This window comes from Frankia sp. CoBUL1 (genome assembly GCF_978021245.1).
Window position 1 is genome coordinate 20,061 of the sequence record NZ_CDXDOS010000013.1, and the last position, 13,554, is coordinate 33,614.

Annotated in this window: 11 protein-coding genes and 1 pseudogene; 5 read left to right on the forward strand and 7 right to left on the reverse strand. The window is 71.5% G+C overall.

Going from position 1 to position 13,554, the window contains the following annotated elements; translation table 11 throughout:
* Positions 1 to 164: 164 nt before the first annotated feature.
* From prpB to def, 6 genes are all read right to left on the reverse strand, one after another.
* On the reverse strand, positions 165 to 1,001 hold the full coding sequence (gene prpB, locus AC08OX_RS02810) for a methylisocitrate lyase (protein ID WP_476606356.1): 837 nt from the start codon (positions 999 to 1,001) through the stop codon (positions 165 to 167).
* A gap of 34 nt (positions 1,002 to 1,035) precedes the next feature.
* Positions 1,036 to 2,592: an MmgE/PrpD family protein gene (locus AC08OX_RS02815; protein ID WP_476606357.1), complete on the reverse strand. Its 1,557-nt coding sequence runs from the start codon at positions 2,590 to 2,592 to the stop codon at positions 1,036 to 1,038.
* A 30-nt stretch (positions 2,593 to 2,622) separates the two neighbouring features.
* Positions 2,623 to 3,393, reverse strand: a complete 771-nt coding sequence (gene cobF, locus AC08OX_RS02820; RefSeq protein WP_476606358.1) for a precorrin-6A synthase (deacetylating) — start codon at positions 3,391 to 3,393, stop codon at positions 2,623 to 2,625.
* Position 3,394: 1 nt separating this feature from the next.
* The gene (locus AC08OX_RS02825) at positions 3,395 to 5,149 is read right to left on the reverse strand and encodes an FAD-binding oxidoreductase (RefSeq protein WP_476606359.1); all 1,755 of its coding nucleotides are present in this window, start codon (positions 5,147 to 5,149) and stop codon (positions 3,395 to 3,397) included.
* 59 nt (positions 5,150 to 5,208) lie between these two features.
* Entirely contained in the window at positions 5,209 to 6,171 is a 963-nt protein-coding gene (locus tag AC08OX_RS02830) for an LLM class F420-dependent oxidoreductase (protein WP_476606360.1), read from the reverse strand.
* A gap of 201 nt (positions 6,172 to 6,372) precedes the next feature.
* Positions 6,373 to 6,975 (reverse strand): peptide deformylase, encoded by a 603-nt coding sequence (gene def, locus AC08OX_RS02835; protein WP_476606361.1) that lies wholly within the window; start codon positions 6,973 to 6,975, stop codon positions 6,373 to 6,375.
* A gap of 42 nt (positions 6,976 to 7,017) precedes the next feature.
* On the opposite strand from def, the gene AC08OX_RS02840 reads away from it, so the two are divergent.
* The 5 genes and pseudogenes from AC08OX_RS02840 to AC08OX_RS02860 all read left to right on the forward strand — a co-directional run.
* On the forward strand, positions 7,018 to 7,521 hold the full coding sequence (locus AC08OX_RS02840) for a Fur family transcriptional regulator (protein ID WP_023841051.1): 504 nt from the start codon (positions 7,018 to 7,020) through the stop codon (positions 7,519 to 7,521).
* A gap of 80 nt (positions 7,522 to 7,601) precedes the next feature.
* On the forward strand, positions 7,602 to 8,672 hold the full coding sequence (tsaD, locus tag AC08OX_RS02845; RefSeq protein ID WP_476606362.1) for a tRNA (adenosine(37)-N6)-threonylcarbamoyltransferase complex transferase subunit TsaD: 1,071 nt from the start codon (positions 7,602 to 7,604) through the stop codon (positions 8,670 to 8,672).
* 36 nt (positions 8,673 to 8,708) lie between these two features.
* Entirely contained in the window at positions 8,709 to 9,473 is a 765-nt protein-coding gene (gene ureG / locus AC08OX_RS02850) for an urease accessory protein UreG (RefSeq protein WP_476606363.1), read from the forward strand.
* A 79-nt stretch (positions 9,474 to 9,552) separates the two neighbouring features.
* Positions 9,553 to 10,761 carry a cytochrome P450 gene (locus tag AC08OX_RS02855; RefSeq protein WP_476606364.1) on the forward strand — a complete coding sequence of 403 codons (1,209 nt, stop codon included), beginning with the start codon at positions 9,553 to 9,555 and terminating at the stop codon, positions 10,759 to 10,761.
* Between the two features lie 109 nt (positions 10,762 to 10,870).
* Positions 10,871 to 11,062 (forward strand): annotated as a pseudogene (locus AC08OX_RS02860) (cytochrome P450); the annotation flags it as partial.
* 206 nt (positions 11,063 to 11,268) lie between these two features.
* Here AC08OX_RS02860 and AC08OX_RS02865 read toward each other — a convergent pair.
* Positions 11,269 to 13,554, reverse strand: a 2,286-nt coding sequence (locus tag AC08OX_RS02865) for an MMPL family transporter (protein ID WP_476606365.1), incomplete at its 5' end; no start/stop codon positions are given.

Sequence of the window (13,554 nt, forward strand, 5' to 3'; positions counted from 1 at the left end):
TCGACAGCTGCGCGGAACTTGAGGCGATCGACCCCCGGCTGCGGTGCGTGACCGCCATGAGCGCTTTCGACCTTGACAGGTCCGGGACGCCCCCGGCGGGCTATCGTGTGATGGCTGCGGTGGCGACGCTGGTCCCCGCCCTGCGACGGATGGCAGCCTTGATGTCAAAGGATGTCAGCGGCGCCGTAGCCGGCGTAGTCGAGCAGGTCGTAGAGCTCCGCGCGGGTCTGCATCGCCGGGACCAGGTCGGCCTGGGTGCCCTCGGCGGCGAGCGTCGCGAGCCCCCGGATGATCGCGCCCATCGCCAGGCGCAGCGTCGTCACCGGATAGACGACGGCATTGACCCCGAGGTCCGTCAGCTGCGCCGCGGTGAGCAGCGGCGACTTCCCGAACTCGGTCATGTTCGCGAGGATCGGCACGTCGACGGCGGCCCGGAACGCCGCGAACGACCGCTCGTCGGCGAGCGCCTCCGGGAAGATCATGTCAGCGCCGGCGTCAACGTAGGCACGGGCCCGGTCAATCGCCGCGGTCAACCCCTCCACGGCGACGGCGTCGGTGCGGGCGCAGAGCACGAAGGCGTCGTCGCGGCGGGCCGCCACCGCGGCGCGCAGGCGGCGCACCATCTCGTCGCGCCCGACGACCGCCTTGTCGTCCAGGTGGCCGCAGCGCTTCGGGTTGACCTGGTCCTCCAGGTGACAGCCGGCGAGCCCGGCGTCCTCGAGCAGCCCGATCGTGCGGTGCACGTTCAGCGGCTCACCGAATCCCGTGTCGGCGTCGACGAGGGTCGGCAGGTCGGTGACCCGGGCGATCTGCCCGGCACTCGCGGCGACCTCGGTCAGCGTCGTCAGCCCGACGTCGGGCAGTCCCAGCGCCGCGGACAGCGCCGCCCCCGAGACGTAGACGCCGTCGAAACCGGTCCGTTCGATGCTCATCGCGACCAGCGGGACGAACGCGCCCGGCCAGCGTTGCAGGCGGCCGGAGACGAGACCCGTCCGCAGCATCCGCCGCTTGTCCGCGACGGGCCGGCCGGCACCATCATGCGAAGACCCCCCTCGTCCCGCCCGTTTCCAGGGCAAGCGCGTCGGCGACGAGGGTCAGCCCGGCGAGCTCGGCCGGGGTCAGGGTGTCGAGCCGGCCGACCAGGTCGAGGAACCGGTCCTGTTCGGCGGCCGACACGACCCCCTCGGCGAGCGTACGCAGCTTGGCGACGTAGTCCGCACGCCGGAACGGCCGGGCCCCGGCCGGATGCGCGTCGGCGACGGCGATCTCGTCCACGATCGACGTCCCGTCAACAAGCGTGACCTCCACCCGCCCGCCGAAGGCCCGCTCGGCCGGGTCGGTCGCGTGGTAACGGCGGGTCCACTGCGGATCCTCCACCGTGCGGATCCGATGCCACAGCGCGACGGTGTCGGGCCGGGCGGCCCGTTCGGGGGCGTAGGAACGTTCGTGGTGCCACGTCCCGTCCTGCAGGGCCACCGCGAAGATATACATGATCGAATGGTCGAGCGTCTCCCGGCTCGCGGTCGGATCGGTCTTCTGCGGATCCCCGGCGCCGGTGCCGATCACGTGATGCGTGTGATGGCTGGTGTGGATGACGATCTGGCGGATCGCCGCGACGTCGACCTCGAAGGAGGCCGTGGACGGGCCGGTCCCGAGAGATGGGCCGGTCCCGGGCAGCCGGGTACGCAGCCGGCGGGCCAGGTCGATCAGCGCCTGGCTCTGGTACTCGGCGGAGTACTCCTTGGGATAGGTGGCGAGGATGCCCCGACGGGGCTCGCCGGGTTCCGGCAGCGCCACCCGGTACACCGCGTCCGGGCCGCCGAGCAGCCAGGCGACGACCCCGTCCTCCCCCTCGTAGATCGGCGCCGGCGAGGTCTGGCCGCGCATCGCCCGGTCGACCGCCTCCACTGCCGTCTTGCCGGCGAAGGCCGGGGCGTACGCCTTCCAGGTGGAGATCTCGCCCTTGCGGGCCTGACGGGTGGTCGTTGTCGTGTGCAACGCCTGGCCGACGGCCTGGTAGATCGGCTCGGGGGGCAGGCCGAGCAGGGCACCGATCCCGGCGACGGCGGAGGGGCCCAGGTGGGCGATGTGGTCGATGCGGTGTTCGTGCAGGCAGATGCCGGTCACCAGGTCGACCTGGATCTCGTACGCGGTGGCGATCCCGTGGACCAGCTCGGCGCCACCGCGGCCGGTGTGCTGCGCGACGGCGAGCACCGGGGGGATGTTGTCGCCCGGATGGGAGTAGTCCGCGGCCAGGTAGGTGTCGTGGAAGTCCAGTTCCCGCACGGCGACGCCGTTCGCCCAGGCCGCCCACTCCGGCGACACCCGTACTGCCCGCTCGACGCCGACGACCGTCGCTCCCGGGGTGTACGGATGGGCGAGCGCCTGGTCGCGGGCCGCGACGACCGGGCCGCGGGTCAGCGCCGCCGCGGCGACCGCCGCGTTGTCGATGATCCGGTTGCCGATCATCTCGACGACCTCCGGCGGCACCGGCACCCGCTCGGCGGCGACCTCGGCGATCTTCCAGGCAAGCTGGTCACGCCGGGGCGGCGCCTCGACGGACCGGCGGGCGCGCACCTCGTGCAGCTTCATCGGACATTCCCCCGGCCGTCTCCACGGTTCTCACCGGCCACTTTCCTCACGGCGGCGGAGCAGGTAGGTATCCATGATCCAGCCTTTACGCTCGCGGGCCTCGGCGCGGGTCCGCTCGATCAGCCCGCCGACCTCGGCGACCGGACCGTGCAGCAGGACCTCGTCCGGGGTGCCGAGGTAGGCGCCCCAGTAGATGTCGACGTCGTCGGCCGGCAGGGTCAGGAAGGTGTTCTCGGCATCGAGCATGACGACGACGTCGTCGACCCCCGGCGGGAATCCGGCGGCGAGCCGGCGACCGGTCGTGATCTCGACCGGGCCGCCGATCCGGTTCAGGATCAGCCGGTGGCGGGCGGCGAGCGCCTGCACGCTGGTGATCCCCGGGATCACCTCGTAGTCGAACCGCACCACGCCCCGCGCCACGATCCGGTCGATGATGCGCAGCGTGCTGTCGTACAGCGACGGATCACCCCAGACCAGGAACGCCCCGCAGCCATCCTCGCCCAGCTCGTCGAGCATCATCCGCTCGTACAGTGCGGCCCGGCGGGAATGCCAGTCCTCGACGGCGGCGGTGTAGTCCGTCGAGGACCGGTCGCGGCTCGGGGCACGGGCCTCGACGATCCGGTAGCCGTTCCCCTCGACGTGCCGGTCGAGGATCTCCCGCCGCAGCCGGACCAGGTCCTCCTTCGCCGCCCCCTTGTCCAGGACGAAGAAGACGTCGGCCCGATTCAGCGCCTTGACGGCCTGGATCGTCAGCTGGTCGGGGTCGCCGGCACCGATGCCAATGACGAGGATCGTGCGCATCTCAGCGCGGATCGGACCCGGCCGGGCTCACCGAATCCGGGCTCACCGAATCCGGGCCCACCGTAGCCGCCAGGCCCGGGGCGACGTCCACCCCTGGGACGATCTTGCCGGGGTTGAGGTTGCAGCCCGGGTCGATGCCGTCGAACAGCGCCGTGAGCAGGCGCACGCCGGCTGGTGAGATGTCGTCGGCAAGCCAGCGCGCGTGCTCGACGCCGACCGCGTGGTGGTGGGACAGGGTGCCGGCATGCTCGATGAAGCCCTGCTGGATCGCGGACTTCACCGTGTCGTACCCGTCGATCGCCTCCAGCGTCACCGGGGAGGCATAGGCGAACGTGAAGTACAGGCAGGCCCCGGAGTGGTACGAGTGCGACAGGTGGCACATGATCCAACCGGTCACACCGATCTCGGCGAACGCCTTGTTCGCCCGCGCGACCACCCCCCGGTACAGCGGGCCGAGCTGCGACCAGGACGTCGACGTCTCCGACACGTCGGCCATCGCGCCCTGGCCGAGCAGGAAGTCCCGGATGTACGGGGTGTCGAACTTCTTCTGGTCGTAGAGCTGCCCCGGGCCGGTGCCGACACAGATCCCGCCCCGGCGCGCGACGATCGCCCCGACCAGCTTGCGCTGGGCCTTGACGTGCGCGGGTGAACCCTCGAAGCCGATGAACGACAGGCACATCTGGTCGAGGTCGTACCTGCGGACCCGGCGCAGGTACTGCTTCATACCGGCCGAGACGAGACTCGAGGCCAGGGAGCCGCGCTTGCGGGTGGCGAAGGAGAACCGCGTCTCGTTGGCGTCGGAGACCCGGGTGACCGTCGGCGCGGCCTCGCTCGCGGCGATCTCCCGCATGGCCAGCAGTGCCGCGTCCCAGGTCGGGAAGAAGTAGCCGAGGATCACGCGCTGCTCGGGCACTCGGTGCACCTGCACCGTGGCCTCGGTGATGATCCCGAGCCGCCCCTCGCTGCCGAGGATCATCTCCCGCACGCTGGGACCGGTCGACTGGCTGGGCACGGGCCGGGTGACGAGTACCCCGGCGGGGGTCACGACCCGCACCGCCCTGGTGATCTCCGCGATGTCGCCGTACTTGTCGGACTGCATGCCCGACGAGCGGGTGGCGATCCAGCCGCCAAGGGTGGAGTGGGCGAAGCTGTCCGGGAAGTGGCCGAGCGTCCAGCCCTGCGCGGCCAGCTGCTCCTCCAGACCCGGGCCGAGGGCACCGGCCTGTACGCGGGCGAGGCGGGCGTCGGCGTCGATCTCCAGCACCCGGTCGAGCCGGCCGAGGTCGACGGAGATCACCGGGCGGGTCTCGGTGCGCGGCGCCTCAAGACTGCCGGAGATGTTGGTGCCGCCGCCGAACGGGATGACGACCGCGTCCGCGGCCAGCGCCGCAGCCAGCACCGCCCGGACCGCCTCCTCGTCTCCCGGGTAGACGACGACGTCGGGCAGCCTGCCGAGGTCGTCGTTACGAACCCGGACGAGGTCACGCAGGCTCTTGCCATAGGCGTGCACGACCCGCGCCTGTGCGTCGGTGGTGACGTGCTCCGCGCCGGCGGCGTCGACAAGCGCGGCGCGCAGCGACTCCGGCAGCACGGGGTCCGCGATCGTCAGGTCCGCGAAGGCCGGTGGCTGGGCCGGCAGGCGGGTGATGTCGAGCCCGATGTGCGTACGGATGAACGGCGCGAGGTCGGGCTTGTCACTGGGGCTGAAGGAGACACTCTCCTTGCCCCAGCCCCACCACTTCATGTGCGTGACCAACGATGGCTCCTCGACGGGGACGGACAGCGGACAACGGCTCGGGGAGGGCGGCGGACCGCTCAGGTGCCGGCGAGACGTTCGACGATCGGCGCCATGGCGGTCAACGCGTCCAGGGAGACCCCGATCGTGCTGAGGCCGAAGCGCTCGCGGCGCTCGACGAGGTCGTCGACGATCTCGTCGACCGACCCGCACAGCGCGTGCGGGGTCGCGAGCGCCTGTTCGGAGGTGAGCCCGAACCCGGCGGCCAGCTGCTCGGCAACCTGGGTGCGGTTGTCGGTGACGACGACGAGGTGGACGCGGACCTGAAGGGTGAGATCGTCCCAACGGGCGCCGGCGGCCTCCCGGATCCAGCGGACCTTCTCCTCGGTCGCCGCCGTCGTCGCGTTGGCGCCGAGCGAGGCGTCGATCACCCCGCCGGCCATGTTCATGTTCAGCCCGATGATGTCGGCCTCGCGGGCAGCGAGGGTCAGCAGCCGGCGCCCGCCACCACCGATCACGATCGGCGGGTGGGGCCGCTGCACCGGCTTCGGCGTCCCGTTCAGGCCGGCGACCTGGTAGTGGATGCCGCTGTAGGTGAACGGTCCGTCGGCGAACATCCCCTTGATGACGGCGAGGGACTCGGCGAGCCGGCCGATGCGCACCCCCGGCGGGTCGAGCGGCAGACCGGCTCGGGAGTAGTCGGAGGTCATCCAACCGGCGCCGAGGCCGAGTTCGAACCGTCCGCCGGACAGCGCGTCGAGGGTCGCCGCCTCCTTGGCCAGCACCACCGGATGGCGGTAGTCGTTGCTGAACACCATCGCGCCGATCCGCAGCGTCGTCGTCGCGTCGGCCGCGGCCATCAGCGCCGCGATCGGTGCGACCTGCTCGTCGAGATGGTCGGAGACGGTCAACGTCGCGTAGCCGAGATCCTCGACCCGGTGGGCGAGGTCGGCCCATGACCGGGCGCTCACCTCGGCGGGGGAGGAACACTGGATGTTGAACCGGAACGGCCGTTTGTACGGCCCGCCGGAGACCTCGGTCACCGCAGCCACTCCTCCACTCAGCGGGGCATCTCCAGGATGGGACACATCGAAGACGGGACACCTCGAAGACGGGCACTCGCCGGTGGCATCCTCGAGGACGAGGCGGATACCAAGATAGCCCGTCGGGCGACCGGCGGCCGTCCCCGGCGCGACCCGACCGGCGTCAGACCGTCACCGGACCGACCCGATCGGCCCTAACCGTCACCGGACCGACCCGGCTGACCGGCGCAGCGACCGCAGGTACTCGCCGGCCGCCCGTGCCTGCTCCGGGGTCGGCGGCGGCTCGCGCAGTGCCTGGACGGCGGCACGGCGCGCCTCCCCGGTCAGCCGGTCGACGTAGAGGATCCCGTCGAGATGGTCGACCTCGTGCTGGAAGCAGCGCGCAAGCAGGCCCTCGCCGGCGTACTCGACCGGCTGCCCCGTAACGTCCACCCCGCGGACCCGCGCGGCCAGCGCCTGCGTGGTCGGGAAGTGCAGCCCCGGGACGGACAGGCATCCCTCCGGGCCGGGCTGCTGGGTCTCCCCGGGCTGCCCCGGGTCCGGGCCGAGTTCCAGCACCGGGTTCACCACTACCCGCGGCACCCGTGGCACCGACTCGTCACGCGGGTCGTAGTCGACGTCGAAGACGAACAGGCGCAGCCCGACCCCGATCTGCGGGGCGGCGAGCCCCACCCCGGGCGCGTCGTACATGGTGTCGATCATGTCGGTGACCAGCCGACCGAGCACAGTGTCGAACTCCGTGACCAGCGTGGTCGGAGTGCGCAGAACGGGATCACCAACGGTGCGGATCGGGAGCACGGTCATGCGGGATACTGTGCCACGTGAATCGTGAAGGACACCTGGATCGTGAAGGACAGTCAGACGGATCGTGACGGCCGGCGTGGCGATCCGTCCGCCGCCGGGATCGCCGCGTTGCGCGCCCGCGGGGAGCGGGTTACCCCAGCCCGCCGGGCGGTGCTCCAGGTGCTCGCCGGCACGAGCGAGCACCTGTCCGTCGACGACGTCTTCGCCCGGGCGGAGACGATCGTCCCGGGCATGCACCGCACCACCGTCTATCGCGCGGTGGAGACCCTCGGCGACCTCGGCCTGGTCACCCACGTCCACCCCGACCACGGGCCGGCCGTCTACCACCTGGCGGCGGCCCTCACCGGCGGCGCCCACCTGCACGTCCGGTGCCGCTCCTGCGGCACGATCCTCGACGTGCCCGCGGACCTGCTCGACGACGTCGCGCGTCGGCTCGCCACCACCGTCGGGTTCACCCTGCAGCCCGACCACGCCGCCCTTGCCGGCCGGTGCCGCGCCTGTTCGGTGACGTCCCCGTCCGTGGACGGGGACCTCGCACCCGCATGACGAGGGTCCGCGGCGGCGCGGCGAGGACCGCGCGCCGGCGTAATCTCGCAGGTACCGACTATCGCGAGGAGGCTGCGGGGATGCCGCCGGAGCAGGGCCCGGTCGTGCTGGGCATCGAGACGTCCTGCGACGAGACCGGGGTGGGGCTCGTCCGGAACGGCACGCTGCTGGGCGAGGCCCTGTCGACGAGCATGGACCAGCACGCCCGCTACGGCGGGGTGGTCCCCGAGATCGCCGCCCGGGCACACGTGCAGGCGCTGGTGCCCTGCGTGCGCGCGGCGCTGTCCTCGGCGGGGCTGTTCGCGGCGGACATCGGCGCCGTCGCGGTCACCGCCGGCCCCGGCCTCGCCACCGCCCTGCACGTCGGGGTGGCCGCGGCGAAGGCGTACGCCACGGCGCTCGATGTTCCCCTCTACGGCGTGCACCATCTCGCCGGTCACCTCGCCGCGGACCTCGTCGACGGCGAACCGCTACCCGATCCCCTCATTGCCCTGATCGTCTCCGGCGGGCACACGTCGCTGCTGCGGGTGGGGGACCTCGCTCGCGACCCGATCACCCACCTCGGCGACACGCTTGACGACGCGGCCGGGGAGTGCTTCGACAAGGTCGCCCGGGTGCTCGGCCTGCCCTATCCGGGCGGTCCCGCGGTCGACCGAGCCGCGGTCGGCCACGATGCAACGGCGCTGGCCTTCCCCCGGCCGCTGACCGGCCGGGCGGACGCGCCCTACACCTTCTCGTTCTCGGGGCTGAAGACCGCCGTCGCCCGATGGGTCGAGTCGCATCCCGACTCCCCCGTACCGGCCGGCGATGTGATCGCATCCTTCCAGGAGGCAGTCGTCGACGTTCTCACCGCCAAGGCGGTCCGGGCCTGCCTCGACCACGGGATCGGTGACCTGCTCATCGTCGGCGGGGTCGCGGCGAACAGCCGGCTGCGGGCGCTGGCGGCCAGCCGCTGCGAGCAGACCGGCATCCGGCTGCGGATACCGGCCCGCCGGCGGTGCACGGACAACGGCGTGATGATCGCGGCATTGGGTGACCTGCTCGTCCGCGCCGGCGCCGAGCCCTCCCCCGCCGAGCTCACCGCCATGCCGGGCGCGTTCCTCGAACGGGCCCAGCTCGGCATCGCGCTGCCGGCCCTGCACGCCGCGTGAGCACCGGCGGGCCCCTCGAACGGGAGAAGCGCGACGATGCACCTCGGACATGAGGAGTTCCAGAGACCTGACGGGCGGGCCAGCGCGGGGCCAGCTGACGCGGGGCCAGCCAGCGCCGGGCCAGCCGGCGCCGGGCGGGCGCCGCGGATCGGGGTCGGCGGCCCGGTGGGCAGCGGTAAGAAGGCCCTGGTCGCCGCGCTGTGCCGGGCCCTGTCGTCGAGCCTGCGCATCGGGGTGGTGACGAACGACATCTACATCACCGAGGACGCCGACTTCCTGCGCCGGGCCGGCGTGCTCGATCCCGAGCGGATCCGCGCGGTCGAGACCGGCTGCTGCCCGCACACCGCGATTCGCGACGACATCACCACGAACCTTGGCATGGTCGAGGACCTGGAGGCCGACACCGGCCCCCTGGACCTGGTCCTCGTCGAGTCCGGTGGCGACAATCTCACCGCGACGTTCAGCTACGGGCTAATCGACCGGCAGATCTTCGTCGTCGACGTCGCCGGGGGCGACAAGGTGCCCCGCAAGGGCGGACCGGGGGTGACCGGCAGCGACCTGCTGGTCATCAACAAGACCGATCTGGCTCCCCTGGTGGGCGCCGACCTCGACGTCATGGCCCGGGACGCGACCGCGGCCCGCGGCGCCCGTCCGGTGGTGTTCACCTCGCTCACCGCCGAACCCACGGCCGCGGACGTGACCGCCTGGGTACGGGCCCAGCTCGCCGAGCTGTCCCCGCGCGACGGTTCCTACGATGCGTCCGATGCGTCCGATGCGTCGCAACCTTTGAATAGGATGTGAGAGCGTCGTGGCGGTGAGGGGTTTCATGGCGGTGGGGGGTTCCAGGGGACCGGTGCCGGGCGACGGAGGTCCGCCCCTGGTGGGATACACCCTGCGCTATCTGCATGACCCTGCCCAGCACTGGCGGCAGCGCTACGACCGGTATGGCCCGGTGTCATGGGAGCGGACCTTCGGGCTGCGGGTGGTGAGCCTGCTCGGCCCGGACGCCACCGGCTTGGCGCTGCGCAACCATGAGCAGGCATTCGCGAACGGCCCGGGGCAGCAACGGATAGCCGGACCGTTCTTTCGGCGCGGACTGAGCATGCTCGACTTTGACGAGCACCGCCACCACCGTCGGATCCTCGCCGGCGCGTTCGCCCCGGACAGACTGCGCGGCTATCTCGCCGGGATGAACCCGTCCATCGAACGGGGCGTCGCGGGGTGGCGGCCGGGCGCGAGGTTCCAGGTTTATCCCGCGGTCAAACAGCTCACCCTCGAACTGGCGACCCGGATCTTCATGGGTGAACGGCTGGGACCGGAAGCCGACCGGTTCAACGCCGCGCTGTTCGCCTGCATCCGCGCGCCGGGCGCGGTGGTCCGCGTGCCGGCACCCGGGCTACGTTGGTCGCGTGGCTTGGCCGGGCGCCGGTACCTGGAGGAGTTCCTGCGGCTGCGGGTGCCCGCGAAACGAGCCGGGAGCGGCACCGACATGTTCAGCCGGCTCTGCCACGCCGAGGCCGAGGACGGCAGCAGGCTGAGCGACGACGACGTCGTCAACCACATGATCCTGATGATGGTGGCCGCGCACGACACGTCCACGATCACGATGACCAGCATGAGCTACTATTTGGCACGGCATCCGGAGTGGCAGCAGCGGTGCCGCGAGGAGTCGCTCGCCCTCGGCACGCCAGCGGTGGACCATGCCGACCTCGATCGGCTGCCGTCACTCGCTCTGGTCATGAAGGAGGCGCTGCGCCTGGTCACGCCGGTGCCGATCCTCCTGCGCGCCACAGTGAAAGACATCGACGTGCTCGGCGTCACGGTGCCCGCCGGTACCGTGGCCGCCCTCGCGCTCGCCTTCACCCACCAGATGCCGGAGTACTGGCCGAGCCCGGAACGGTTCGACCCGGAGCGGTTCGCGGACCACCGTCGCGAGGACAAGGCACATCCCTACGCCTGGCAACCGTTCGGTGGCGGGCCACATACCTGCATCGGTCTGCACTTCGCCGGTCAGCAGGTGAAGGCGATCCTGCACCAGATGCTGCTGCGGTACCGGTGGAGCCTGGCACCGGGCTACCGGATCTCATGAGACCGTTTCCCGCTGCCTGTTCCACGGGACGGGCTACCGGTCCAGCTGGAAAAGATCACCTGACCACCTGACCGACCGGCAGACCTACCGGTGCGGCCGCGGCTCGATAGAGGAGTTCGACATCCGCCGCGAGATCGGCCGCCACCTGAGCTTCGGCTACGGCATCCACCACTGCCTCGGCGCCGCACTGGCCCGCATCGAGGGCAAGGTGGCCCTGGACGAGGTCCTCACCCGCTTCCTCGCCTGGGAAATCGCCTGGGACAACGCCGTCCAAGCCCGTACCTCCACGGTCCGCGGCTGAGCATCGATGCCCGTGCGTGTCTCGTAGCGTCCCGTAAGGCCCGGCAGCCAGCCCCGCTGCCCGCGTGGTGTCCCCGGCCCCGCCTCACCGGCAGCGAAAGTCCGTTCCCGTGCGGCTGGGTCCGGCACCCTCCGGCCGAGGAGAGGGGGCCGACAGCGTGCGTTGGCTTCGGTCCTGGCGCGGAGGCCGGGCCGGGCGAGTGCGTGTCAGGAGAGCTTCGAGGGCCACCAGATCTTCGGACCGAGGTCATGGCTCAGCGCCGGCACGAGGACCGAGCGGACCAGAACCGTGTCCAGCAGCACCCCGAAGGCTACCGAGAAACCCACCTGGGCCAGGAAGACCAGCGGGAGGACGCCGAGCACGGCGAACGTCCCGGCGAGGACGATCCCGGCCGAGGTGATGACCCCGCCCGTGACCGCGAGGCCGCGCACGATGCCGCTACGGGTGCCGTGGATGAGGGTCTCCTCCCGGACCCTGGTCATCAGGAAGATGTTGTAGTCGATCCCCAGGGCGACGAGGAAGATGAACGCAAACAGCGGGAAGCCTGGATCCGCGTTGGCGAACCCGAAGACGTGGTTGAACACCACCGCGCTCACGCCCAGCGTCGCGGCAAACGAGAGCACCACCGTCGCGATCAGGAGGACCGGGGCGAGCAGCGCCCGCAACAGGACGCCGAGCACGAGGAGGATGACGACCAGCACGATCGGGATGATCAGGTTGCGATCGTGGCGCGAGGCGTTCTGGGTGTCGAGATTGATCGCCGACTGGCCACCGACCAGGGCGTTCGCCCCGGGCACCTCCCGGACGACCCGTCGGATCGCAGTGATCGTGTTGTAAGCCTCGGCGGTATCATAGCGGTGGACGATGGCGGCGTCGATGGCGATTCGACCGTCAACCGGGGCGACCTGGACCGACTTCGGGGCGCAGCCGTCGGAACCCCTCGCCGCCGGACGCCCACCGGACGCCAACCGGGCGGCGAGTTTGGCGTAGTCGACCTCCACGCAGACCGAGCCGGGAGCGGTGGCGACGCCGTCGACCTTCCGGACGGCGGCGATGACGTCCGCGGCGGCAACGGTGTTGGTGATGATGACGGCCGGGGCGCCCTGCCCCTGGCTGAAGTTGGCGTCGAAGATCTCCTGGCCGACGATCGCCTCCGGCCGCCCCGTCAGGCTGTCCGTCGTCGACAGGCCGTCGACCTTCAGGGTGACGATCAGGGACGAGCAGGCCAGCAACACGACCGTCGTGACGATCCAGGCCCACCGGGCCCGGCGGACGAGGCCTCCGGCGAAGCGTGCCCAGAGACCGTGACCGGCGAGATCGGCCTGGTGATCGACGCGGGGAATGCGAGGCCAGAAGATCCAGCGCCCGGCGATCACCAGGAACACCGGCAGGAAGATCAGCATGATCAGGGCTGTGCAGGCGATGCCGATCGCCGCCACCGGCCCGAGGCTGCGGGTGGAATTCAGTTCCCCGAGGCTCAGGCAGAGCAGGCCGAGGATCACCGTCACCGCCGAGGCGGTAATCGCCGGAGCGGTGCCCCGCCAGGCCACGATCATCGCCTGGATCCGGCTGGGGTAGGCGTGCAGCTCCTCCCGATAGCGGCTCACCAGCAGCAGCGCGTAGTCGGTGCCGGCGCCGATGACCAGCACCGACAGGATGCCCTGGCCCTGTCCGTTGAGGGTGAGGACGTTGTTCTTGGCCAACGGATAGATGATCAGCGCCGAGACGCCGAGCGCGAGCACCGCGCTGAACAGCGGGAAGAACCACAACACCGGGCTGCGATAGACGAGCAGCAGGATGCCCACGACGACGAGGCCCGCGGCGAGCAGCAACAGCCCGTCGAGGCCGGAGAACGCCTCGATGAAGGCGACGAGCAGACCCCCCGGCCCGGCCGGGTGCACGGCGAGACCGGCCGGTGCCCCGTCGCGGGCGGCCGCGACGACGGCCTTCTCGGCGTCGACGAGCTCATCACCCTTGACCTCGCGACCGCCGTCCTGGGCGACGAGCGGCACGGCCACGGCGGCCACAGCGCCGTTGCGGGCGAACTGGGGCGGCCCGAGCTGGCCGGCGTCCACCCCGTGGATCCCGGCGAAGGACCTCACGTCGGCGGTGATCTTGGCTTTGTCCTGCGCGGTCAGCCCGCCCTGGCGGTCGTAGACGACGAAGCCGGGAATCGTCCGCACGGAGCGAAACTGCCGCAACGCGGTGTCGACCTTGGTCGACTCGGCCGAGTTCGGGAGGTAGGCGGCATTGTCGTTCTTCTGGACCTCACCGAGCTTGCCCTGGTAGGACGCGCCGACGCCGCCGAGCAGGAGCCAGCCGACGGCCAGGACCGCGAAGACGTAGACGATGCGTGGCCGGCGGGCGCGCGCCGGACGGCCACCGGAACCGGCGGGGCCGGAAGCGGAATCCGCCAGGGTGCCGTTGCCGTCCCCGGGGGCGTTGCGCACCGCGTCGGCCCCGGCGACAGCCGGCCCCGGCGGGGGCGGTGC

Bases quoted from the DNA above. Each gene is read 5' to 3' on its own strand.
- prpB (WP_476606356.1), bottom strand. From the start codon at position 1,001: ATGCTGCGGACGGGTCTCGTCTCCGGCCGCCTGCAACGCTGGCCGGGC.
- AC08OX_RS02815 (WP_476606357.1), bottom strand. From the start codon at position 2,592: ATGAAGCTGCACGAGGTGCGCGCCCGCCGGTCCGTCGAGGCGCCGCCC.
- cobF (WP_476606358.1), bottom strand. From the start codon at position 3,393: ATGCGCACGATCCTCGTCATTGGCATCGGTGCCGGCGACCCCGACCAG.
- def (WP_476606361.1), bottom strand. From the start codon at position 6,975: ATGACCGTGCTCCCGATCCGCACCGTTGGTGATCCCGTTCTGCGCACT.
- tsaD (WP_476606362.1), top strand. From the start codon at position 7,602: ATGCCGCCGGAGCAGGGCCCGGTCGTGCTGGGCATCGAGACGTCCTGC.
- ureG (WP_476606363.1), top strand. From the start codon at position 8,709: ATGCACCTCGGACATGAGGAGTTCCAGAGACCTGACGGGCGGGCCAGC.